Below are 23,652 nucleotides of genomic sequence, written 5' to 3' on the forward strand. Positions count from 1 at the left end.
AAACAGCGCCGTGCGCCGTTACACCGGTTCGGCCTTGCCGTTCGGCTGCGGATTCAGCACGCCCAGCGGGTTGAGCACGCGCACCTTGTCCTGCACTCCCTTCCGGCGTGGGGGATGAACCCGCTTGGAAGCTTCGACCATGAACACACCGCCCGCCATGATCGTCGGCAGTCGCGTTCCGGTTCTTTCCAGCAAGGCACCGGATTTCAGCCAGAACCGCCTCGAGGACGGAGGCTGGTACAGCGCAGAGCAGTGGAATTCGGGCAGGAACTGATGCTTGCGTAACTGGGTTTCCAGTTGCCCCAGAGTATAGGGGCGGCCAAAGCCGAATGGCGTCTTGTCGGACCGCGACCACAGTCCGGCACGGTTCGGAACGACAAAGATCGCCTTGCCCCCCGGTCCCAGCACGCGCCAGCATTCATCCAGAACGGCCGACGGGTGTTCCGAGGTTTCCAGCCCATGCATCACCACCAGCCGGTCTACATGACCTGTCTCGATGGGCCACAACGTTTCCTCGCACAGGACCGAGACATTGGGTAGCCCTGCGGGCCAGGGCATCACGCCCTGTGGCCCCGGCATCAGGCCGATGACCCGACGCGCGTCCTTCAGATAGGGGCGCAACAGCGGCACCGCAAAACCGTATCCGGCAACCGTCTGTCCCTTGGCCTCGGGCCAGATACCCAGAAGACGCCCCCGCACGGCCGCCTGCGCTGCCCGCCCCAGCGTGCTGCGATAATAGAAATTCCTCAGGTCCTGCACGTCCAGATGCATTGCAGCCGCTCGCCCGATCTGTTTGGCTGGGGCAGTCTAACAACGAAAAGGCAAAAGGCCATGCCTCTTGAAATCGTCACCATCCCCTGTCTCAGCGACAATTACGCGTATCTCGCCCATGATCCGGCCAGCGGAGAGACCGCGCTGGTGGACGCCCCCGAGGCCGGTCCCATCCTGGCCGAGCTGGCGGCGCGCGCCTGGCGGCTGAGCCATGTGCTGCTGACGCATCATCATTGGGACCATGTCGACGCCCTGCCCGAGATTCTGGCTTCCCATCCCGCACGGGTCATCGGTGCCGCAGCCGATGCGCATCGGCTGCCGCCCCTGGACATGGCGGTGGCCGAGGGGGACCGGTTCGACATTGGCGGTGAACCGGTCGAGGTACTGGATGTCTCCGGTCATACCGTCGGGCATCTGGCTTTTTACCTGCCGGAAAGTAACGCGGTTTTCACCGCTGACAGCCTTATGGCGCTGGGGTGTGGCCGCCTCTTCGAGGGAACGCCCGAGCAGATGTGGACCTCGCTGTCCAAACTGACCGCCCTGCCCGACGATACGGTTGTGTGCAGCGGACATGAATACACGCAATCGAATGCGCGCTTCGCCCTGACGATCGACATCGGCAACGACGCCTTGAAAAAGCGGGCGGCGGAAATAGATCATGCCAGAGCAGCAGGACGCCCGACCGTTCCCAGCATGCTGGGGTTGGAAAAGGCGACAAACCCGTTTCTGCGGGCTGCCGACCCGGACATTCAGGCGCATCTGGGCCTGCCCGGCGCCGACCCGGCTAAGGTCTTTGCCGAAATTCGCGGCCGCAAGGACAGGTTCTGATGCCGCAAATGCAACATTCACGCCACCAGTCACGACAAATGTGAGCGGTAAAGAAAAGAAAACCCTTGAAGCGCCGCTAACATCAACCAAACTCTAATAGTATGAGCACATGGTTGGCAGAGGGGTCCGACCGCAACTCGACCCCCTCCCGACCCAAGACAGAGGAGCACGCCTGTGCCTTCATTCTCGAGCACACTTGAGCAGGCCATTCACGCAGCCCTGGCGGCGGCAAACGAACGGCGACACGAATTCGCAACGCTGGAACATCTGTTGCTGGCGCTGCTCGACGAACCCGACGCAGTACGGGTGATGAAGGCATGCAGTGTTGATCTGAGCGAATTGCGCAGCACCCTGGTCGAGTTCATCGACGAGGATCTTGCCAATCTGGTCACCGACATTGACGGGTCCGAGGCGGTTCCCACCGCTGCGTTCCAGCGCGTGATCCAGCGCGCCGCGATCCATGTCCAAAGCTCGGGCCGCACCGAGGTGACTGGCGCCAACGTGCTGGTGGCGATCTTTGCCGAAAGGGAGTCGAACGCGGCCTACTTCCTGCAAGAACAGGATATGACCCGCTATGACGCGGTGAATTTCATCGCCCATGGCGTGGCCAAGGACCCGGCTTATGGTGAAAACCGGCCCGTTACCGGGGCCGAGCGCAGCGAAGAAGAAAACCGCGCCACGTCGTCGGGTGAAGGCGAGCAGAAGGAAAGCGCACTGTCCAAATATTGCGTGAACCTCAATGCCAAGTCGCGCGCCGGCGATATCGACCCGCTGATCGGCCGCGACCAGGAGGTCGAGCGCTGCATCCAGGTGCTGTGCCGCCGCCGCAAGAACAACCCGCTCTTGGTGGGTGACCCCGGCGTAGGCAAGACCGCCATCGCCGAGGGGCTGGCGCGCAAGATCGTGGCCGGTGAAATTCCCGAGGTGCTGTCGAACACCACCATCTATTCGCTCGACATGGGCGCGCTGCTGGCCGGTACGCGGTACCGCGGCGATTTTGAGGAACGGCTCAAGTCGGTCGTGAACGAGTTGGAAGAGCATCCCGACGCGGTTCTGTTTATCGACGAGATCCACACCGTGATCGGGGCCGGCGCCACTTCGGGTGGGGCGATGGACGCCTCGAACCTGCTCAAGCCCGCGTTGCAAGGCGGCAAGCTGCGCACCATGGGCTCGACCACCTACAAGGAGTTCCGCCAGCACTTCGAGAAGGACCGCGCGCTGAGCCGCCGGTTCCAGAAGATCGACGTGAACGAACCCTCGGTCGAGGACAGCGTGAAGATCCTCAAGGGCCTGAAGCCCTATTTCGAAGAACATCACGACGTGCGCTACACAGCCGACGCGATCAAGTCGGCGGTGGAACTGTCGGCGCGCTATATCAACGACCGCAAACTGCCGGACAAGGCCATCGACGTGATCGACGAGGCGGGTGCAGCGCAGCATCTGGTGGCCGAGAGCAAGCGGCGCAAGACCATCGGCGTCAAGGAGATCGAGGCTGTCGTGGCCAAGATCGCCCGCATCCCGCCCAAGAACGTCACCAAGGACGATGCCGAGGTGCTGAAAGACCTCGAAGCCAGCCTGAAACGGGTGGTCTTTGGCCAGGACAAGGCGATCGAAGCCTTGTCGAGCGCCATCAAACTGGCCCGCGCAGGTCTGCGCGAGCCGGAAAAACCCATCGGAAACTACTTGTTCGCCGGTCCCACCGGTGTCGGCAAGACCGAGGTCGCCAAGCAACTGGCCGATACACTGGGCGTGGAGCTGCTACGCTTCGACATGTCTGAATACATGGAGAAACACGCAGTCAGCCGCCTGATCGGCGCGCCGCCGGGCTATGTCGGCTTTGACCAGGGCGGGCTGTTGACCGACGGGGTCGACCAGCATCCCCATTGCGTGCTGCTGCTGGACGAGATCGAAAAGGCGCACCCGGATGTCTACAACATCCTGTTGCAGGTGATGGATCACGGCCAGCTGACTGACCATAACGGCCGCACAGTCAACTTCCGCAACGTGGTGCTGATCATGACCTCGAACGCGGGCGCCGCCGAACAGGCGAAAGCCGCCATCGGGTTTGGGCGCGACCGGCGCGAGGGCGAGGACACCGCCGCCATCGAGCGAACCTTTACGCCCGAGTTCCGCAACCGTCTGGATGCCGTGATCTCGTTTGCCCCCTTGCCCAAGGAGGTGATCCTTCAGGTGGTCGAGAAGTTCGTGCTGCAACTCGAAGCACAGCTGATGGACCGCCATGTCCATATCGAGCTGACCCGGCAGGCCGCCGAATGGCTGGCCGACAAGGGTTATGACGACAAGATGGGTGCCCGGCCGCTGGCGCGTGTAATCCAGGAAAACATCAAGAAGCCTCTGGCCGAGGAATTGCTGTTCGGCAAACTCGCCAAGGGCGGTGTTGTCCGCGTCAGCGTCAAGAAGGGCGAGTTGGTCTTGCAGGTCGATGGCCCGGACCGGCCACGTATTTCGGGTGACAAGCCGCCCCTGCTGACGGCCGACTGATGCGCACAGGCCTTTGGGCTTTTTTGTTGCTCGCCGCGTATCCCGCGGCGAGCAACCCCATTCTGGGCCTGCCCATCGACTGCACATTGGGCGAAACCTGTTACATCCAGCAATATGTCGATCGCGACCCCGGAGAAGGCGTGAGAGATTTCACCTGCGGCAAGCTCAGCTATGACGGGCACAAGGGCACCGACTTCGCGGTGCCGACGCTCGAGGCCATGCGTGCCGGTGTCAACGTGATTGCTTCGGCCGCCGGTGTCGTGCGGGGCGTGCGCGACGGGGTCGAGGACCGTGTCTACGGCCCCGACAATGCCGAGGCGGTCAAGGGTCGCGAATGCGGCAATGGCGTGGTTCTGGTGCATGAGGACGGGTGGGAAACACAATACTGCCACATGAAACAGGGGTCGGTCCGGGTGCGCAGCGGCGAACGGGTCGAGCGGGGCGATATCCTGGGTCAGGTGGGGATCAGCGGCAAGGCGCAGTTTCCCCATGTCCATCTGTCGGTTCGCCGTGACGGTGCGGTTGTGGATCCTTTTGATACCGGATCTGATGCCACTTGTGATCAAGTCGAATCCAGCCTTTGGCAAGAGCCAATCACCTACGCCGCAGGGGGCCTGATCGACGCCGGATTTACGGATCATGTCCCGGAGTTTGACGCGGTCCAGGAGGGCACGGCGGCGGCCGGACACCTGCCGTCCGATGCCGCTGCAATCGTGCTCTTCGTTCTGGCCTATGGCGGGCGCGCGGATGATACGCTGCGCCTGACTATCGACGGCCCCACCGGTCGCTTCGTGGCGCAGGACATGAAACTGGACAGAGATCAGGCGCGGCTTTTTCGTGCATCGGGGCGCAGGGCCGGAAGCGGTGATTGGCCTGAAGGCACCTATTCCGGCGAAATCATACTCTTGCGTGAAGGTCAGGAGATCGACCGGATCACTACAAGGATCACGGTGAAATGACCCTCATTTCTCGGTCAGTTTAAGCTCGATCCGGCGGTTCTGTGCCCGGGCCTCGGGCGTGTCCGCCGGGTTGATCGGCTGGTATTCGCCAAACCCGTTGGCCGACAGCCGATCTGGCGCGATGCCCAGGAAGTCAACCATGTACCGCACGACCGAGAGGGCCCGGCCCTGGCTGAGTTCCCAGTTGTCGGCGAACCGCCCGGTCCCCGACAGAGGAACGTTGTCGGTGTGCCCGTCTACCCGGATCACCCAATCGATCTCGGGCGGAATTTCGGCCGCCACCCCACGCAGAATGCGCGCGACCTTGGCGATTTCAAATTGCCCCTCGGGCGACAGATCGGCGCTACCGGGGTCGAACAGAACCTCGGACGAGAACACGAACCGGTCGCCCTCGATACGGACACCTTCCTGGTCCCCCAACAGGCCACGCAGCCGGCCAAAGAATTCCGAGCGATATTGTTCCAGGTCCTTGGCCTGAGCCTCAAGCGCTTTGGCTTCTTCGGCCAGTCGGATGGCCTCGGCCTCCAGTCGCTTGCGTTCGGCTTCTTCCAGGATGCGGCGCTTGCGCTCCTCGGATGCCGCCCGCGCCAGGGCCGCGTTCAGATCCTGACCCAAGGTCTGCACCTGCACTTGCGCCGCCTCATTCCGGCTTTTGTAATCGTCAAGCAGGGCCTGCAAGCTGCCAAGCTGGGACCGCAGCGCAGCCACCTGCTGGTTCAAGAGCGCGGTCTGGCGCTGAGCCTCAGCCGAAATCACCTGTTCCTCGCCCAGTGCCGCGCGCGCCTGCGCCAGCAGGTCGGCGCGTTGCTCGGCCAGGGTGCGCTGCTCGGCCGCGCTGGCCTCGGCTTCGGTTTGGGCGTTCAGGGCGGCCAGCAGCCGCTGTTGCAGGACCTCCTGATCCGAGGCGGCGGCCTGCGCCCGCTCCAGCGTTTCAAGCGCAGCAAGCAGGCGCGCCTCTACCGAGGCGCGATCCTCTTCCGTCGAAACGGCCGCGTTTTGCGCCGCCGCCAAATCCGCACGCGCGCGTGCCAACTCGGCCTCCAGCGCCGCCTTGGTGCCGGCTGCGTCCTCTTCGCTCTGCGCCAACCGTTCTTCGAGTGCCGTCCGTGTTGCATCCGCCAGGGCGCGCAATTCGGCCATTTCCCCTTCCAGCGCGGTGCGGGCAGCGGCGTATTCGGACTGGAGCCGCTCCAGTTCAACCTGGTACTGCGACCGGGTGGCAACCGTGGCGGCCCGCTGTTCCGCCAGTGCGGCCTCAAGCGCGCCTTGCGTATCGGCGGCACGAGCGCGGGCGGCGGCCAGGTCTGTCCGGGTCTGCTCGCCTTCGGCACGAATACGATCCAGCTCTGCCGACAAGGCATTCACCCGCGCCTGACTTTCGGATTGCGCCACCTCCATCTGGGCCAGGACCCGCGTCAGACGTTCGGCCAGTTCGTCACGCTCGTGCAGCTGCGCCCGTGCGGCTTCGATCTCGGCCAGCACCTCGGAAAGCCTTTCATCCAGCTGCGCCTTGGCGGCATCGGCTGCCGCCAGCAAGGTCAACGTGTCTTCGGCCTGTTTTCGCTGCGCCTCGAGCGCCAGGGTCATCGCCGTCAACTCGGCATCGGCGTTCTTGAGCTTGTCACGCAAGGCCTCGGCTGCCGCCGCTTCGGCCAGCCGTGCGGCTTCTTCCGCGCTCAGCTGTTGCTCCAGCGTCCCGATCCGGGCGGCGCTCCGGTCCCCTTCGCGTTCCAGATCGGCGATCATGGCTTCCAGCGCCTCGCGCCGGGCCGCAGCCAGGCGGGCGGCCTCGGCCCGGTCGTCGATTTCGCTGCGGGCTTGTGCCAGGGCCAGGTTCAGTGCCTCCTGCTCCGACAAGAGCGTGGCGCGCTGTTCCTCAAGCGCTGCCACAGTGCCCAGCGTCTGCTCGCGATCCGAGAGCAGCGCGGCGACCTGCGCCTCGAACGCCGTGATCCGGGTGGCTGCGTCGTCCAGGGCCGCGCGCTGCTGGTCGCGTTCGACGGTAAGCGATGCGATCAAGGCTTGCGCCTGGGTCAGATCGTCCTGAGCGTCGTTCAAGGTCGCGTTCAGCGCCCCCAGCCGGGCCTGCAATTGGTTGTTGGTGCGCTCTTCCAGACCAAGCGCCTGCGCCAGCCTGCCAACTTCATCAGCCAGCGCGTCCAGTTCGTGCTCTTGTCCGGAAATCGTTTCGCGGAGCACAAATTGTACCACCATGAAAATGGTTAGCACAAAGGTCAGCACCATCAACAGACCGGTCATCGCGTCGACGAAGCCCGGCCAGACCGATCCCTGGAACCTGTGGCCGGTGCGCCGCGACAGGGACATGATTTACACCTCGTCCCGGGTGGAGCCACGCAACGGCCTGCGTCCACCGGACAGCGCCTTGGCCAGCAACTCGATGTCCGTTCGCAACTCAGCCATGCTTTCTTGGCGTCCGGCGGAAATCTCTTCGAGAATGCGCAGCATCTGAACGTCAATGGAGCGCAGCCGCATCCGGCTTTCGGCGTCCATCCCCTCGTGCAGCCCATGGGTGCGCAAGTGGTCCAGCAGCGCCTCCTGCCCAGAGGCGACCCGATCGAGCGAAGCGGTAATGCTCTCCGTTTCGGCATCGCGCATGTTCATCTCGGAAATGGCGTCGGCCAGTTGCCCGAGGCGACCGGTGATCTCGCTTCGCCCCTCTTCGGAGGCTGCAAACATGGCCTTCAACGCATCCATCTGCTCGGCCATGGTATCCAGCACAGCCACGATCACACCGCTTTCCGAATGGCCATCCTCGCCCGACGAGAAACTGACCCGGGTGATGGTCGACAACCATTCTTCAAGCTCGCGGTAGAACCGGTTCTGGCCATGCCCCGCGAACAGTTCCAGCAGCCCGACGATCAACGACCCCGCCAGACCCAGCAGGGACGAGCCGAAAGCCGTGCCCATGCCGCCCAACTGCGCCTCGAGCCCGGTCATCAGCCGGTTGAAGACGGCAAGCCCCTCTTCGCCCTCCTGCGGGTTGAGGCTGCGGATCGTGTCGACCACGGCCGGGATCGTCGTCGCCAAGCCAAAGAAGGTGCCCAGAAGACCCAGATAGATCAGCACGTTGGTGATATAGCGTGTGATCTCGCGCTCTTCCTCGATCCTCTCGGCCACCGAGTCGAGGATCGACCGGGTCGAAGTCGACGAAATCTGCATCCGGGCCGCGCGCGACCGCAACAGCGAGGCCAGTGGCGCCAGCAAGGACGGCGCCGGCGTGCCGTCGCGCTCCATCCCGGCGGCAAAATCCTCGATCCAGCGCACCGAGCCGATAAGCTGGATCACCTGCCAGAAACAGGTCACCACGCCGATGAAAAAGACCATCAGGATGAACCCGTTCAGGTACGGGTTCGCCTCGAACACCGGCAGCACCCGCGGCATCGCAACAAACGTGCCAAAACCGGACAGTCCAATGACGATCAGCATCATCAGGATCTGACGGAACGGTTGCGAGAATTGCGGTCTCGCTTCTCGGTCTGGCTGCGCCATGCGCGGACTTCCTGAACCTGTCACTGCTCTTGTTTCGAACCTATCGAAAAGTTGTTCGCAACGCCAAGGGTTTATGCCGTGATTTGCCGCACACGGGCCGAAAGCCAATCAAGATCCGGGTCATTGAGCCCGATTTCGGCCAGATGGGCGGCAGTGTTGTAAAGATACTCGGTGTTGGGGCCTCGCCCGCCCACGGCATTGGCGATGATCAGCGCCTGTTCTTCCAATGGCATGCCGCCGCAATACTGCTCATGATGCGGGTCGATCACATAGGTCACGGCGGTTACCTGTTCGCCCCGATCCAGCTGCACATCCAGCAGACGTTCCAGATAGGCCGAGGAGATCAGTTCGCGCTCGCGCAACTCGTCCAGCGTGCGATCTTCGTGCCCGGCTTCGACCGCAAAGGCGATGCCACGGCACTGCGCGCCATGATGCTCGTCCAGGGCCAGAACCAGGCCCGGTTTCTCAACGCTCCCTCGATGATGGATCGAACTCATGCAAAAGGACCGCGACCAGCCATGCAGGGTTGCCAATTCGCGCCGGACCACCGGGAAACCGGGGTTCCACATCAGCGATCCGTATCCGAATACCCACATCGTCATCGTACTGGTCCTTGCCCGTTTCGGCCTATAAACAGGAAAACGAGAGCAGACAAAAGGGGCAGGCGATGTTGAACCTTGTACGGGTTGTGCTTCTGGCGGCGGTGCTGTGGTCTGGCTACTGGGCCATTGCAGGTTTCGGTTTGCGCAGCTCGGTCACAAACTGGTTCGCGGTACAGGCCGAACGCGGCTGGCAGGCGGAGCATTCCGAGATCAGCCTTTCCGGTTTCCCGCTGCGGCACCGGATCACCATCGACGGCCCGGCGCTGGCCGATCCCACGACCGGAACCGCCTGGCGCGCCGACTGGCTGGCGCTGGAAAGCCCGGCAATCTGGCCTGGCCGACAAACGCTGTACTTTCCCGAAACCCAGCAGCGTCTGTCCTATTACGACCAGACACTGGTGATCGAAGCCGCAGCGATGCACGCCGATCTGGACCTGGCGCCGGGAAATGCGCTGACACTCAGGTCCATGGCCCTGACCGCCGGCGAATGGTCCGTGTCCCGCGGAGACGAAGTATGGGCGGATGCAGACGCCCTTTCCATCTCGATGCAACAGCAGGAAAAACCGGAAACCTATCGCATCCATGCCGAAGCCTCGGACCTTGCACCGGGCAAGGACATTCGCCGCTTGCTTGGCGGGGCCGAAGAGTTGCCGCGCAGTTTCGACCGGCTGGAACTCGACCTTGACGTTGATTTCGACAAATCCTGGGACCGGACCGCGCTGGAGGAAAGCCGCCCGCAACCCCGCCTGATCAACCTGAAACTGGCCGAAGCCGCATGGGGCGAGCTGCGCCTGTTCGCGGCTGGAAAGGTTTCTGTTGATGACTATGGCGTTCCCACGGGCGAGGTAGCGCTCAAGGCAGAGAACTGGCGCGAGATGGTAGCGATGGCGCAGCAATCGGGCGCGCTGCCTGTTCGGGCGGCGGAACCGCTGACAAAAGTGCTGAACATGCTGGCAGGGCTCGGCGGAAACCCCGAGGCGCTGGATCTGGAACTTGGGTTCCGGGGTGGCTACGTGACGTTGGGCCCGATCCCTCTGGGACCGGCGCCGCGCCTGTTCCTGCGATAGGCGACCGCTTTACCGACAATAAGGCCCGCCCCGATGGCGGGCAGTGTCCAGGTGCAGGTGGTTCCAGTGATATCTGTCCGCCTCCGGTCCCAGAACAGTACCAAACGGGCCGCAAGCCTCTTTCCAGACCTGCCGAAGCATCTTGCGGGTCGCGCCCCGTTTCCAGCCTTCGGCGACGGTGATCACTTCGCCGTCGTTCATGGTAAAGGCTGAAATGTCGATGGCTCGGCCACGGCCATGTTCCGAGATCTTGGCGCCGCGCTGGTTGTTGCGCGTGCGACAGGCATAGTGGGCAGCCACATTCAGTTCCACAACGGGCCCGCGCCGGCGAAACGTGGGCTTGACGCTGCTATCGACCCACCGGTTCAGCGATTCCGCAGTGGTACAGTCCATGGTCGCGGGCACACTGAGCCGTACCCCCGATACTGCGGTCACCCGCACCGCATCCTTGAGCCCGCAGCCCTTGATCTTGCCCGGCACCTTGCCCACCGGTTCGCCTTGAATGTCAGGATTGCCGCAGACCGAGCCCTTGAGCCGTTTCTTGCGCCCGAAAAGCGCGCGTTCCTCCACCTCTTTGGGGCGTGCTTCGGGGCGGCTGGAGTGCTCGGGTCCCGCATCTTGTGGCACGGGCATCCGCGCCGCAGCCAGTATCTCTTGCTCCGATGCCGGACGAACGGTTGGCCGCAAGCGGGACACGGCGACCGATGCCGAGGCATCGGCGGCCGCCAATCGCACAGCCGCCTCTACGACCGGATCACCCGGTTTGCCCGGACGCTCGACCGGGCGCAGCGAAGTGGAAGGCGCATTCGCGGCGACAGGAAAGGCCCAAAGGGCCAGCCCCAAAACCCCGATGAGCGCCCCCCGTCCGATCATGGCTTGGCCTTGCTGCGGCCGAAATCCGGTGCGGCGGTATCCTGGCCGGCCTGGATGATGCCGCGCCGGATCGCACGCGTGCGGGTAAAGTAGTCGAACAGGTATTTTTCGTCGCCCATGCGGATTGCCCTCTGCAACACGAACAATTCCTCGGCAAAACGGCCCAGGATGTCCAGCGTTGCCTCCCTGTTCGTCAGAAAGACGTCACGCCACATGGTCGGGTCCGAGGCCGCAATCCGGGTGAAGTCGCGAAAGCCTGCCGCCGAATACTTGATGACCTCGCTTTCGGTCACCCGTCGCAGGTGATCGGCCACGCCAACCATCGTATAGGCGATGGCGTGGGGCACGTGGCTGGTGACAGCCAGAACCAGATCGTGGTGATCGGCCTCCATCTCGTCCACGTTCGAGCCGATACCCTCCCAAAAGCTTCGCATACGGGCCACGGCGGTGGGGTCGCTGCCCTCGACGGGAACCAGCAGGCACCAGCGGTTGTCAAAGAGTTCGGCGAACCCGGATTCCGGGCCCGAATGCTCGGTACCCGCCAACGGGTGGGCCGGAACGAAATGCACACCTTCGGGGATATGCGGCGAAACGGCGTCGATCACATGGCGTTTGACCGAACCGACGTCCGACACCGTAGCACCCTGTTTCAGCACCGGGCCGATTTCGGCAGCAACCGCAGCCATCGCGCCAACCGGGACACAGAGTACCACCAGATCGGCGCCTTCGGCCGCCTCGGCGGCGCTGTCGCAGACCCGGTCACACAGACCGATCCGGCGCGCGGTGTCGCGGGTCGCCTTGGAGCGGGCATAGCCCGTCACCTCGCCCGCCAGCCCGGCCCGTTTGATCGCCCAGTACATCGACGATGCGATCAGACCCAGGCCGATCAAGGCGACGCGATCATAGATCTGGCTCATGCGGCATGCTCCTTGAAGGCGCGAACCGCATCGATGACGGCACGGCATCCGGCCTCATCGCCCACCGTGATCCTGAGCGCCTGCGGCAGGTTATACCCCGCCACCCGGCGCACAATCACACCGCGCGATTGCAGGAACAGGTCACAGGCCTCGGCTTCGGCCCGGTCGGCAAAACGCGCAAGAATGAAATTGGCGCAGGACACGTCCGAAGCTACGCCAAGTTCGGCAAGCCGTTCCGCCATCCAGCTGCGCCATTTGGCATTTTCGAACCGGCAACGGACGACCCAGTCCCGATCACGCACCGCCGCCTCGGCGGCGGCCAGTTGCATGGTCGAAAGGTTGAAGGGCTGGCGGATGCGGTTCAGCACGTCGATGATTTCGCGCGGCGCATAACCCCAGCCGATCCGCAGCCCGCCCAATCCATAAATCTTCGAAAATGTACGGGTCATGATGACATTGTCACGGGCCGAGACCAGCGCGGCGCCACCATCGAACCCTTCGACAAACTCGGCATAGGCCCCGTCGAGCACCAGCAGCACATTGCCTGGCAGGCCGTCGGCCAGCCGGATCACCTCCGCTTCGGAAAGCATGGTACCGGTGGGGTTGGCCGGGTTGGCGAGGAACACGAGCCGGGTGCGGTCATTGACGGCAGCCAGGATCGCATCGACATCAACCACCCGTTGACGCTCGGGCACCTGAACCGGGCTCGCCCCCGCCATCCGCGCCAGGATCGGGTACATGGAAAACCCGTGCTCGGTATAGATCACCTCGTCCCCCGGCCCGGTATAGGCCTGGGTCACGAATTGCAGTACCTCGTCGCTGCCCACGCCACAGATGATGCGGTCGGGGTCGAGCCCGTGCACCTCACCAACAGCCGCACGCAGTTCGGCATGGACGGTGCTGGGATAACGATGCGCTTGCCCCGCCGTGGCCCGGATCGCTTCGACCGCTGCCGGGCAGGGGCCAAGCGGATTCTCGTTCGAACTCAGCTTGATGACGTTGGCCACACCTTCGACATGGGCCTTTCCGCCCTGATACAAGGCGATGTCCATGATGCCGGGCTGCGGGGTGAACTGGTTCATGCGGGGCGCTCCTGAAGATTAGCCCCTCATACCGGTCTCATTCGGCTGAGAAAAGCCGCAATTCCCTCATGCGGCCTTGAAACGCGCGGTCGCCGGATCGGCCTGATAGAGCGGCACATAGTCCTCGGTCCGGCGCGACAGGTCGTTGACGGCCTCGATGATGAAGCGAACCGTCTCCTCGCTCATCAGATACGAGAAATTGAGGCGCACCCAACCGGGTTTGCGCATTTCGCGGCCCGCTGCCAGATCGTCATGCAGCGCCTCGGAGGCCGCCCGATCTATCCCCAGCAGGCGGTGCGCATACGGCCCCGCGCAGGCACAGCCGCCCCGGGCCTGAATGCCATGGATATCGCTCAGCATCCGGGTGAAAAGCTGTTGATGCACGGGCTGCCCTGCCCGGTCCCGCACCAGAAAGGAAAAGATCGGCAAGCGATGCGTCTTGTCGGTGCCCAACAGGGTCAGATGCGAATTGTCCCCCCACCCCTCCAGCGCCATCGCGTTGAACTGTGCCTCGCGCCGGGCGATCTCGTCCGTGCCCACCGCGTCCTTGACGATAAAGGCAAGCGCGGCGCGGATATCGCCGATCACGTTCGGGGTTCCGGCCTCTTCCCGCGCGGACAGGTTGGCGCTGTAGTCATGCCGCCAGGGCGACACGAAACTGACGGTGCCGCCCCCCGGCCAGCTGGGCGCCTTGCGGCGCACGGCCTGCTTGTTCACGACCAGCACCCCGGAGGAGCCCGGGCCACCCGGGAACTTGTGCGGCGAGACGACAATCGCGTCCTTGCGAATGCCTCCTTCGCCCATGTCGATGGCCAGATAGGGACCGCCGCCGGCATAATCCCAGACCGACAGCGCGCCATGCGCCTTGAGCAGCCGGGTCACCGGCACCGTGTCGGTGACAATCCCGGTCACATTGGATGCGGCGGAAAACGCGCCCACCTTCAGATCGCTGTCGGCATGGGCCAGAAGCGCCGCTTCGAGCGCCACAAGATCCGGACCGCCCTCGGGCGCCTCGGGGATCTCGACCACCTTTGCCCGGCTCTCGCGCCAGGGCAGGATATTGGAGTGATGTTCATATGGTCCGATAAAGACAACCGGCCGGTCAGCCTCCCCAATCCCAAACAGGCTGACCAGCCGGTTCAACCCGGCGGTGGCACCCGACCCGGCGAAAATCACCGCGTCGTCTTCCGTGGCGCTCACGCACCGGGCAATCTCGTCCCGCGCCTCCCTGCGCAGACGAGTCATGTACGATCCGCAATAGGATGCCTCGGTATGGCTGTTGGCATAGAACGGCAGCACCTGCTCGGCCACGAACGCCTCAACCTGCCTGAGCGCGCGGCCCGAGGCGACGTAGTCGGCATAGACCAGCGGCACGTCGCCATTCAGCCCCGGGATCATCACATTCTCTCCGATCAGACCCGCAGACAGGCGTCCTGCGGCAACATCTGCTTTGATCGATTGGCGGAACTGGGAAAGGGTCATGTTCTGGCTCCTGTTTGCAGAACCAATATGATCTTTCGAACTCGGGAGAACTCACCCTTTCTTTGCTTGAAATTCGCAATCTTTGTGTCATTTGATAGATGTTATGGGAAAAATAGATCACATTGACACGAACATTCTGAAGGCGTTGCAACGCGATGCCTCGCTCAGCCAGCGTGAACTGGCCGAACAGGTGGGGTTGTCGCAAAACGCCTGCTGGCGACGGTTGAAGGCGTTGACGGATGACGGAGTGCTCAAAGGCTCCACCGCTCGCGTCACGCGCGAGAAACTGGGGCTCGATCTGGTGGTCTTTGTCATGCTGCGCACCCGGCACCATTCGGTGGAATGGCTGCAAAAGTTCCGCACCCACGTTCTGACGATCCCCGAAGTGGTGGATTTCCACCGCATCGGGGGCGATTACGACTATCAGCTCAAGGTCGTGACGCGCGACATGGCCAGCTATGACAAGGTCTATCAGCGGCTGATCGAAAAGGTCGAACTGGACAGCGTCACCAGCTATTTTGCGATGGAGGCGATTGCCGAGGGGCGGCCGTTGCCGCTTTAGCCCTCGGGCGTTTCGATCATGTCCACGCGGGTTGCGTGACGGCCGCCTTCGAATTCCGCTGACAGAAACGCATCGACGATATCCAGCGCCAGCCCCTCGCCCACCACGCGCGCGCCCAGCGACAACATGTTGGCGTCGTTGTGCATGCGGATCATCCGGGCCGAGAACGTGTCGGAACAGACGCCGCAGCGGATGCCCGCGACTTTGTTGGCGGCCATCATGATGCCCTGCCCGGTGCCGCAGAGAATGATTCCCAACCGGCAATCGCCCGAGGCGACCCGCTCTGCCGCAGCGCGGCCATGTTTGGGGTAGTGGGTGCTTTCGGTGGTTTGCGGGCCGATGTCGACCACCTCCCAGCCTTGGGCCGAGATATGCTCGGCAACCGCGCGTCGCAGATCGATGGCGGCGTGGTCGCTGGACAGGACGATACGTTTGCTGGCGGTCATGCGGCAGGCTCCGGTTGCGCAAATGCTTTGGCGGCGCGATATCCACAGCGACCGACAGGGTCAACCCGGACAAAAGAAAGCCGCGCAGAATCTGCGCGGCTCTCGGAATTCGTAAGCGCTGAACGGATCAGTTCTTGGCGTAGTATTCGACGACCAGGTTCGGTTCCATCACCACCGCGTAGGGCACGTCGCCCAAGCCCGGGGTGCGGACGAAAGTGGCCGTCATCTTCGAGTGGTCAACTTCCAGGTAATCCGGCACGTCGCGCTCGGCCAGCGACACGGCTTCGAGAACCGAGGCCAGTTGCTTGGAGCGGTCACGCACTTCGATCACGTCACCCTCTTTCACGCGGTAGGAGGGGATGTTGACGCGCTTGCCGTTGACCAGAACGTGACCGTGGTTCACGAACTGACGGGCGGCAAAGACGGTCGGCACGAACTTGGCGCGGTAGACGACGGCGTCCAGACGGCGCTCGAGCAGGCCGATCAGGTTTTCACCGGTGTCGCCCTTCACACGCTCGGCTTCGCCGTAGATGCGGCGGAACTGCTTTTCGGTCAGGTCGCCGTAATAGCCTTTCAGCTTCTGCTTTGCGCGCAGCTGGAGGCCGAAGTCGGACATCTTGCCCTTGCGGCGCTGGCCGTGCTGGCCGGGGCCGTATTCGCGACGGTTGACCGGGGATTTCGGACGACCCCAGATGTTTTCACCCATCCGGCGGTCGATTTTGTACTTGGCAGACGTGCGTTTGGTCACGGCTGATCTCCTTCGTTATGGTCGAGGCCCACAAGGGCCACTATGAAGGGCGTTGTCCTCTTGCCTTGCGGCATGACAGGCGATCCCTTGCGGGAGCCACCAACACCAATGAAGCCGCGCTTATATACGTCCGCCGGCCCGAGTCAACACGTGATGTTCAGGGCTTTTGCGCTTTTGTGACAGGTCCGCCAAACCGTGCTAGGGTGCGGCTACGTGCCATGCCCGCAAACAGGAATTCCACCTGTGTCCGGGCGGCACGATCCAGATATGTGAACCGGAGCGATCTTGGCAACCTCATCCGACTGGTCCCGCGGATATCAGGCGCGGGCGGCATATTTCGACACCGCGCAACCCAATGCGGCGCCGGTCATGATAGATCTTTCGTTGACCGTCGCGGGCTACAGACCACCGCGTAACGGCGACCGGTTCCGCTATGTCGAGTTCGGATGCGGTTCGGCCTTTAACCTGATCCTTCTGGCGGCCCTGCACCCCGAGGCAAAGTTTCTGGGCGTGGATTTCATGCCCGAACATGTCGCGACCGCACGCGCGCTGATCGAGGACGCGGGCCTGGACAATATCACCATCCGCGAGGCCGCGTTCAGCGACCTGCTCGACGAGGGTGATCCGGAACCCTTCGACTATGCCGCCCTGCATGGCGTGTGGACATGGGTTGCCCCCGAGGTTCAGGCAGAGTTGGTTGCGCTGCTGGGTCGGTGGTTGAAACCCGGAGGGGTTGCCTATTTCGGATATGCCGCCGCCGCAGGCTGGGCCGCGCCGGAACCGATACGACACCTGTTTCGCTCGATACCCAAGCTGGCGGGCGCGGCCGGATACGATGCGGCCCGCAATGCCGTGACGCACTGGCTCGAGGCGGTCGAGCCCCCGGGCGTGACCAAGATGTGGGACCTGTTGTCCTCTTTGCCGGATCTCTACCTTGCACATGATCTTGGGGCGGAATTCGGTCGCCCTGTCTGGCTGTCGGATCTACAGACGGCCCTCGCCCCGGCCAAACTGACCTTTGCCGCGCCCTGCGATCTGGCCGAACAATTCGACATCCTGCGATTTCGCGACAAGGTGCTGACCTTTGTCACCGAGGCGGCCAAGGCCGGCTGGGGAGAAACCGCCCGCGATCTGGCATCCAAGCGCAGCTTCCGGGCCGACCTGTTCGTGCGCGGAGCGCCACGGCTCAGCGGGGCCGAACGTAACAGGCGCCTCAAGGCGATGACAGTCGCCCTGTGGCCGCCCCTGCTCGACGAAGAGCACGACGTGGCGCAAACCCGAGACGCCTTTCCGTTGACAGCCGATATCAACCGCGAGGTGAATGACATTCTAGCGGAAGGGCCTTTGACGCTTGGTGACTTCGTTGCCAGTTCAAGTTTTGACACCCGCAAGGCCCTGCAAGCCGTCTTGCTGAGCATGGCACTGGAGCAGGTACGGACGATCACCCCGCAGCACAGTAAAGCAGAGCAGTCCGTCGCCCGGTTGCACCAAGTGCTCAGGGCCCGACATGGCGATGGCATGCGGCTTCCGGGTATCGCATCACCCAGGCTGGGCTGTCCGGTCTGCCTGAAACCATCGGACATACGCGCCTTTGCCGACCCCCAGAATGCCAGTGCGGCGCATCAGACGGGTCTGGAGCGGCTTGGGCTTTGACACGCGCGGCGGCCGTGTGATCAGGCCGCCTCGTACATCATCAATGCCGCCTCGGTCGGTGTCAGGTTTCGGCGGGCGAAACCGCCATATCCATAGGGATCGGCTTCGAGCCCCGGCATCTGGTGGAGCAATCGGCGCCTGTCGGACTCGGTCAGCGCAGACAGGGCGGCATTGGCCGGATGAAAGCTTTCCGTCTCGATCCCGTTTGCCCACAGGATCTGATGGCTGGGCAACAGCAAATGGATATAGGTCACTTCGCGCGACATCAGATCCACGGTGATGGTCGACTCGTTGACCAGATCCCGGGCCGGAACCAGCACTTCGGTGGTGTTGAAAAGTGCCTGAGCCACCGGACCCCGCAACAGCATCCTGTGTTCCGGCGAAACAAGAAGCTCGGCGTCCGGCCGGTCGATGCCCAACGCGCCCACACGCAAGCGGATCGGTCGCAAATGCGGCATCACGAACAGCCGCGCCCCTGTCATTCGCCGCTGCCCGATCCACTCGATGGGTTGCGGACCACTGTCGCGGGTCTGCACCTTGTCCCCTTCGCGCAATTCCTCGATCAGCCTTGGACCGGTCGGCGTCGCGATCCTGGTGCCCGGGGTAAAACAGATCACACCACCCGCCGGTCGCTCCACCAATTTGGGTTCACCACCACTCAGGCCACAATGTACAACCCAAAGGTCGGTGTTTCTGGGCGGAATGTCATCGACGAACATCAGCAACGGCAAAGACCCGTTTCCGGTTTCGATCAGCGTGACGGTATAGCTGCGCGCGCCATTCGTGACGACAAAGCTTTGATCCATCAATGGATCGTCCACTTCGATCGCATCCACATCGGTTCGGTTCTGAACCGCCGCGCCGACCAGTCGCCTCACCTTGCGCGCCGCACGTCTGCGCAGCGCCTCATCTCCGTCCGCCCGGTCCAGCCGCAACAGCCCATTGGGTCCATCGACCTGAACAGTCTCGCCACGCCACGACCAGACCGCCCCAGCGGTCAGCGCGTCGAGAGGAGCCCCCTCAAGTCCATCTAGATCTGTTTGCGACCAGGAAATGACGAACGTGCCACGAAAGCCCGTTTTCATTTACCGACTGCCTGCCTCATTTTTTTTATTGACGCACGAGTAACAAATTTTCGGACTCAGGGGAAGAACTATGTTTCCAATCCCTTAAAGCGTGTTCTTCAAGTCTCACCAAAGAAATCGGCCTGCTCGGTTCTCGTTCTTCTCCGGTCATCTAGGCCCAGAACGGCCGTCGTTGCGCCAACCTTGCCCGAACTTCAAAATTGGTCTGTTCATTTTATTCACTTCTGGCGGTTTTCCAGCAATCCTCTTTGATTGACAAAGGAGCCACCCCTTTCAATCGACAGAAACCCAAAAGACAACCGAACCCAGGACCGCCAACTTGATGAAACTTCCTTCTGTTTGCCCATTGGATTGCCCCGACACGTGCAGCCTGTCGGTCACCGTCGAAAACACCCGCATAACAAAGGTCGCAGGAAGCGATGCAAATCCCTTCACCGCCAATGTCATCTGCAACAAGGTCGCGCGCTATTATCCCGACTTCGTACATGGAAAGGCCCGTCTGACCCGCCCGCTCCGGCGGATCGGGCCACGCGGGTCGGGCAGGTTCGAGCCGATCGACTGGAACACGGCCCTTGACCTGGTCCATGCCGGGTTTTCCCGCGCGATTGCCGAGCATGGACCGCAATCCGTTCTGCCCTTCAACTATGCCGGCCCGCATGGCGAACTGGCCGGCGGCTCGATGGACCGGCGGTTCTTTTATCGGCTGGGTGCAACAATGCTGGACCGAGGGCCGCTGTGCGGAGGCGTGCGCGGCACAGCATATTCAAGTCTTTTTGGCCCTGCTCCCGGCATGCCCCCGGAACAGGCCGTGCATTCCGATCTGGTTCTTGTCTGGGGCAACAATGTCACCGTCTCCAATCTCCATCTGATGCGGGTCCTGAAACAGGTCCGGGCGGCAGGCGGTCGGGTCGTGGTGATCGATCCAAAGCGGATCAAGCTGGCCGAGCAGTGCGATCTGTTCCTCCAGATCCAGCCGGGGACGGACGTGGTGCTGGCACTGGCACTGGCGACCGAGCTTGAGCGCCGTCAGGTACTGGATACGGCCTTCATCGACCAATGGGTGGCCGGGGCCGCCCCCTATCTGGAGCAAGCGCGCCGCTTCGGCGTTACCGATGTCGAACAGGCCTGCGGACTGACCGCGGTTCAGTTTCACATGCTGGCGGATTGGATCGCCGGGGCGCGAAACATGGCGACTTCGCTGGGCAACGGGATCGAGCGCGGCTGTTCCGGCGGCTCGGGCCTGCGCGCCGCGATGGCGATCAACGCGCTCATGGGCCAGCACGGGCGGCAGGGCGCGGGCGTGATCGCCAAGCCGGGCTCGGCCTTTCCTCGCACCACCACGCGCCTGCATGGCGACCATCTGAAGCGGCCCGGGACACGGGTCTTCAACATCGTGGATGTCGCCGAAAAACTTCTCGACGACACGCTGGACCCGCCGGTCAAGGCGTTGATGATCTACAATCACAACCCGGTTGCCACCCACCCCGATCAGACCGCTCTCTTGCGCGGGCTAGAGCGCGAGGAGCTGTTCAGTGTTGGCGCGGATGTGGTGATGACCGACAGCATGGCCTTTTGCGATGTTGTCCTGCCTGCGGCGAGCCATTTCGAATATGCCGATATCTACGGCGCTTATGGCCAGACCTGGCTGCAACGGGCAGACCCCGTTATTCCGCCTGTGGGCGACAGTCTTCCCAATACCGAGATTTTCCGCCGTCTGGCCGCGCGGTTCGGATATGACGAGCCAGAGTTCCGGGACACGGACCAAGACTTGATGGATCAGGCGATGAATGGTGCCGACCCGCGGCTAGAGGGCATCGCCCCCAGCGCCCTGCCCACCGACCGGGCGCTGGATATGGGGCGCCGTGACGGCGCGCCGCTCATCATGTGCGACACCGTTCTTCCGGCCACGCCCTCGGGTAGGATCGAGCTGTTCAGCCAGGACCTGGAACAGCGGTTCGGATGCGGTGTCCCGGTCTATCGGCCCGCCAAACCCGATCTGCCCTTTACCCTGATTTCCCCCAGTTCGGCAAAACGAACCAACGCGACCTTTGGCGGTCACGCTGACAGCCTTGGCCCCGAACAGGTCGAGATACACCCCGAGGATGCCGAGCGGCTGGGGCTGTCGGATGGAGAGCGTGTGCGTGTCAGCAATGCCCGGGGCGCCGTTGAGCTGGTTCTCTCGGTAACCGACGCAACCCGGCCCGGTGTGCTCTATAGCCCCAAGGGAACCTGGCGGCAAAGCTCTGCCACCGGGCTTACCGTGAATGCGCTGATCCCGGCCGACCTGCGTGCCGACATAGAGCGGGGCGCGGTGTACAATGAAACCTTTGTCGAGGTGCGCCGGGCCTAGGCCCGGCATGCCGCCAGACCATACCGTTGTCTTCCCTCGGCATCGAAGTTCTCCGGCAAAAGCCAGGTTTCAAAACCCCGTTTCACCTTAGGCCAGTCCCGGTCGAGGATCGAAAACCAGGCGGTATCGCGATTGCGCCCCTTATAGACAACCGCCTGCTCGAACAGGCCGTCATAGCGGAAGCCCAAACGCGACGCGGCCCGGCGCGATGCCGCATTGAGCGCGTCGCACTTCCATTCATAGCGGCGATAGCCGAGATCATCAAAGGCATGTGCCATCATCAGGAACATGGCCTCGGTCGCGGCGGGCGTCCTTTGCAGAATGGGCGCAAAGGCGATGCCACCCACCTCGATCACCCCATGCTCGGGTTGAACGCGCATGAAACTTGCAATCCCAGAGGCGCGTCCGCTCGCAAGGTCCAGAATGGAATAATAAACGGGATCGTCGCCCTGGCTCATCGTCGCAAGAAACGCGGCGAACGCGGCCTGCCCGCCGAAAGGGCCAAAGGGCATATAGGTCCAAGAACGGCCTTCGACGTCCGCTGCAAAGGCGTGCCACAGGTCCTCCGCATGCCGGGCCACATCGAGCGGTTCCAGCCGTGCGAACCGTCCCTCCAACACGCGCCGATCCGGGCGCGAACGCGGCTGCCACTCAGGCAGGGCAAATCCGATGGGCTGACCCAGAAGATTTATCTCGTGATCCATGATCCACTCTCTAACTTGTTTCAGCCTGTTTGCAGGCAAACCGGTGCGCCGTTAATATCCAACATCAAATCAAATCAGCAGACCAATTCCATGCCGCAAACCTCCTGGCCCGCCATATCCATCGACCGGCAGGACCCCTTGCCGGTCTTCGAGCAGATCTGTGCCGCGATCCGGTCGCGCGCGATTTCGGGCGAATTACCCGCCGGCAGCCGGATGCCGCCGACACGGGCTTTGGCCACCGAACTGGGTGTGTCGCGGTCGACCGTTGTCACCGCCTATGATCAGTTGGTGGCCGAAGGGTACCTGAAGGCGCGGCAAGGCTCCGGTTTTCTGGTCTGCACGATGGGCGAGGTCGAACTGTCGGCGCGGCCAGATGCCCGTACCGCGTCCGCGCCACCTGCCTCGCCGGGCCCACGCCCGTTTGTCGCCGGGACACCGGACATGCGGTTGTTTCCCTACAGACAATGGGCAAAGACGGTGGCCCGGCTCTGCCGCTCGAACCCGCAGGCTATGTTCAGCGCCGGGGACCAGTTTGGAAACCCCGCCTTGCGCGAGGCCATAGCCGCGCATCTGCGGGACTGGCGCGGCATCGACGTAGCTCCAGATCAGGTGATCGTGACCGCCGGGGCCACCGATGCACTGGAATTGTGCATGCGAACCCTTGCCGAACCGGGCGATTCCATCGCGCTTGAATCTCCCGGATATCCGCCGCTTTTCGCCTTTTCCGCGGCGCAGGGGTTGCAGCCCGTTTTTTTGCCGATCGATGCCGAGGGGGCCTCTTTGCCCGGCCCCGCAACCCAGGCCCGGCTCGCAATTCTCACGCCCTCGCATCAGTACCCCCTCGGCGGGGCGATGTCGCCCAGCCGACGCCGCGCCTTTGTCAACTGGGCACAATCATCCGGCGGTTGGATCATCGAGGACGACTACGACAGCGAATTCCGTTACTCCGGTCGGCCGATCCCTGCGATGGCGGGGGGCGACACGCTGGGCCGCACGATCTATGTGGGCTCGTTTTCCAAGATCTTCTCGAACGCATTGCGCCTTGGTTATCTGGTAACCCCCGAGATACTCACCGACCGGTTTCGCGCCACGCTCCGCCGATTTGGCCTGCACGCAAGTTCGATGCCCCAGCAAGTTCTGGCCGAGTTCATGTCAAGCGGCGAGTTCTACCGGCATCTGCGCCGCGTGCGCCGGATCTATGGCGAGCGTCGGCGCTTTCTGTTGGACCGGCTGGCGCGGGATTTCGCCCGTTACGGTACAGCCGCCGACCATCAGGCCGGAATGCAGACGGTGCTACACCTGCGGCCAGGGCTGGACGATGCCGCACTGGCCGAGCGCGCCCGCGCATCGGGGCTGACCGTCTCCGCCCTCTCAGGCTATTGCGCGGTACCGGGGCGCGGCAATGGTCTGGTCCTGGGGTTCTGCGCCTTTTCCGAGGTCGAGATGGCTCCGGCCCTCGACACCCTGCGCGACCTGCTGGCGACCGCATGATCCGAATGCGAAACGGGCCC

At 63.1% G+C, this 23,652-nt stretch carries 20 protein-coding genes; 8 read left to right on the forward strand and 12 right to left on the reverse strand.

The genetic code is table 11. From position 1 onward, the window contains the following. Window positions 1-18 precede the first annotated feature (18 nt). Window positions 19-771 carry a class I SAM-dependent methyltransferase gene (locus G0P99_RS24035; RefSeq protein WP_164133033.1) on the reverse strand — a complete coding sequence of 251 codons (753 nt, stop codon included), beginning with the start codon at window positions 769-771 and terminating at the stop codon, window positions 19-21. Between the two features lie 60 nt (window positions 772-831). Between G0P99_RS24035 and gloB the strand changes: the two genes are divergently transcribed. From gloB to G0P99_RS24050, 3 genes are all read left to right on the forward strand, one after another. Beyond that, window positions 832-1,599, forward strand: coding sequence for a hydroxyacylglutathione hydrolase (gloB, locus tag G0P99_RS24040; RefSeq protein ID WP_164133034.1), 768 nt, complete (start codon window positions 832-834; stop codon window positions 1,597-1,599). Window positions 1,600-1,773: 174 nt separating this feature from the next. Next, window positions 1,774-4,101: an ATP-dependent Clp protease ATP-binding subunit ClpA gene (clpA, locus tag G0P99_RS24045; protein WP_164133035.1), complete on the forward strand. Its 2,328-nt coding sequence runs from the start codon at window positions 1,774-1,776 to the stop codon at window positions 4,099-4,101. Then, window positions 4,101-5,060 carry a M23 family metallopeptidase gene (locus tag G0P99_RS24050; protein ID WP_164133036.1) on the forward strand — a complete coding sequence of 320 codons (960 nt, stop codon included), beginning with the start codon at window positions 4,101-4,103 and terminating at the stop codon, window positions 5,058-5,060. The genes clpA and G0P99_RS24050 overlap by 1 nt, the downstream gene beginning before the upstream one ends. A gap of 3 nt (window positions 5,061-5,063) precedes the next feature. Here the strand turns inward: G0P99_RS24050 and G0P99_RS24055 are convergent, their stop codons facing one another. The 3 genes from G0P99_RS24055 to G0P99_RS24065 all read right to left on the reverse strand — a co-directional run bounded on the left by G0P99_RS24055 (window position 5,064) and on the right by G0P99_RS24065 (window position 9,172). After that, complete coding sequence (locus G0P99_RS24055; protein ID WP_164133037.1) at window positions 5,064-7,385, reverse strand: peptidoglycan -binding protein; 2,322 nt, start codon at window positions 7,383-7,385, stop codon at window positions 5,064-5,066. Between the two features lie 3 nt (window positions 7,386-7,388). After that, window positions 7,389-8,570 carry a biopolymer transporter ExbB gene (locus G0P99_RS24060; protein WP_164133038.1) on the reverse strand — a complete coding sequence of 394 codons (1,182 nt, stop codon included), beginning with the start codon at window positions 8,568-8,570 and terminating at the stop codon, window positions 7,389-7,391. Window positions 8,571-8,641: 71 nt separating this feature from the next. Further along, window positions 8,642-9,172 carry a gamma-glutamylcyclotransferase gene (locus G0P99_RS24065; protein WP_164133039.1) on the reverse strand — a complete coding sequence of 177 codons (531 nt, stop codon included), beginning with the start codon at window positions 9,170-9,172 and terminating at the stop codon, window positions 8,642-8,644. 65 nt (window positions 9,173-9,237) lie between these two features. Here G0P99_RS24065 and G0P99_RS24070 point away from each other — a divergent pair, with 65 nt between their 5' ends. After that, window positions 9,238-10,239: a DUF2125 domain-containing protein gene (locus tag G0P99_RS24070; protein WP_164133040.1), complete on the forward strand. Its 1,002-nt coding sequence runs from the start codon at window positions 9,238-9,240 to the stop codon at window positions 10,237-10,239. 9 nt (window positions 10,240-10,248) lie between these two features. Here G0P99_RS24070 and G0P99_RS24075 read toward each other — a convergent pair whose 3' ends face one another. The 4 genes from G0P99_RS24075 to G0P99_RS24090 all read right to left on the reverse strand — a co-directional run bounded on the left by G0P99_RS24075 (window position 10,249) and on the right by G0P99_RS24090 (window position 14,593). Next, on the reverse strand, window positions 10,249-11,112 hold the full coding sequence (locus G0P99_RS24075; protein ID WP_164133041.1) for an extensin family protein: 864 nt from the start codon (window positions 11,110-11,112) through the stop codon (window positions 10,249-10,251). After that, window positions 11,109-12,029, reverse strand: coding sequence for a prephenate/arogenate dehydrogenase family protein (locus tag G0P99_RS24080; RefSeq protein WP_164133042.1), 921 nt, complete (start codon window positions 12,027-12,029; stop codon window positions 11,109-11,111). The genes G0P99_RS24075 and G0P99_RS24080 overlap by 4 nt, the downstream gene beginning before the upstream one ends. Next, on the reverse strand, window positions 12,026-13,111 hold the full coding sequence (gene hisC, locus G0P99_RS24085) for a histidinol-phosphate transaminase (protein WP_164133043.1): 1,086 nt from the start codon (window positions 13,109-13,111) through the stop codon (window positions 12,026-12,028). Before hisC ends, G0P99_RS24080 begins: the two co-directional genes overlap by 4 nt. A gap of 66 nt (window positions 13,112-13,177) precedes the next feature. Then, complete coding sequence (locus G0P99_RS24090; RefSeq protein ID WP_164133044.1) at window positions 13,178-14,593, reverse strand: aminotransferase class V-fold PLP-dependent enzyme; 1,416 nt, start codon at window positions 14,591-14,593, stop codon at window positions 13,178-13,180. Between the two features lie 103 nt (window positions 14,594-14,696). Here G0P99_RS24090 and G0P99_RS24095 point away from each other — a divergent pair, with 103 nt between their 5' ends. Further along, window positions 14,697-15,155 (forward strand): Lrp/AsnC family transcriptional regulator, encoded by a 459-nt coding sequence (locus G0P99_RS24095; protein WP_164133045.1) that lies wholly within the window; start codon window positions 14,697-14,699, stop codon window positions 15,153-15,155. Here G0P99_RS24095 and rpiB read toward each other — a convergent pair. Beyond that, on the reverse strand, window positions 15,152-15,601 hold the full coding sequence (gene rpiB / locus G0P99_RS24100) for a ribose 5-phosphate isomerase B (RefSeq protein ID WP_164133046.1): 450 nt from the start codon (window positions 15,599-15,601) through the stop codon (window positions 15,152-15,154). The genes G0P99_RS24095 and rpiB overlap by 4 nt on opposite strands. Before the next feature lie 127 nt (window positions 15,602-15,728). After that, the gene (gene rpsD, locus G0P99_RS24105) at window positions 15,729-16,349 is read right to left on the reverse strand and encodes a 30S ribosomal protein S4 (RefSeq protein ID WP_164133047.1); all 621 of its coding nucleotides are present in this window, start codon (window positions 16,347-16,349) and stop codon (window positions 15,729-15,731) included. A gap of 285 nt (window positions 16,350-16,634) precedes the next feature. On the opposite strand from rpsD, the gene G0P99_RS24110 reads away from it, so the two are divergent. Next, a complete protein-coding gene (locus G0P99_RS24110) occupies window positions 16,635-18,002 on the forward strand; it encodes a class I SAM-dependent methyltransferase (protein WP_164133048.1) in 1,368 nt (455 codons plus the stop codon). A gap of 20 nt (window positions 18,003-18,022) precedes the next feature. On the opposite strand, the gene G0P99_RS24115 is transcribed toward G0P99_RS24110, so the two are convergent. Next, a complete protein-coding gene (locus G0P99_RS24115) occupies window positions 18,023-19,087 on the reverse strand; it encodes a Hint domain-containing protein (protein ID WP_164133049.1) in 1,065 nt (354 codons plus the stop codon). A gap of 322 nt (window positions 19,088-19,409) precedes the next feature. Between G0P99_RS24115 and G0P99_RS24120 the strand changes: the two genes are divergently transcribed. Further along, window positions 19,410-21,437, forward strand: coding sequence for a molybdopterin-dependent oxidoreductase (locus G0P99_RS24120; protein ID WP_164133050.1), 2,028 nt, complete (start codon window positions 19,410-19,412; stop codon window positions 21,435-21,437). Here G0P99_RS24120 and G0P99_RS24125 read toward each other — a convergent pair. Continuing rightward, entirely contained in the window at window positions 21,434-22,141 is a 708-nt protein-coding gene (locus G0P99_RS24125) for a GNAT family N-acetyltransferase (RefSeq protein ID WP_164133051.1), read from the reverse strand. The two genes, G0P99_RS24120 and G0P99_RS24125, sit on opposite strands and share 4 nt — an antisense overlap. Before the next feature lie 90 nt (window positions 22,142-22,231). Here G0P99_RS24125 and G0P99_RS24130 point away from each other — a divergent pair, with 90 nt between their 5' ends. Further along, entirely contained in the window at window positions 22,232-23,632 is a 1,401-nt protein-coding gene (locus tag G0P99_RS24130; protein WP_164133052.1) for a PLP-dependent aminotransferase family protein, read from the forward strand. Window positions 23,633-23,652: the final 20 nt, after the last annotated feature.

Source organism: Ruegeria sp. PrR005 (assembly GCF_010500245.1).
GTDB classification, from domain to species: domain Bacteria; phylum Pseudomonadota; class Alphaproteobacteria; order Rhodobacterales; family Rhodobacteraceae; genus Ruegeria_B; species Ruegeria_B marisflavi.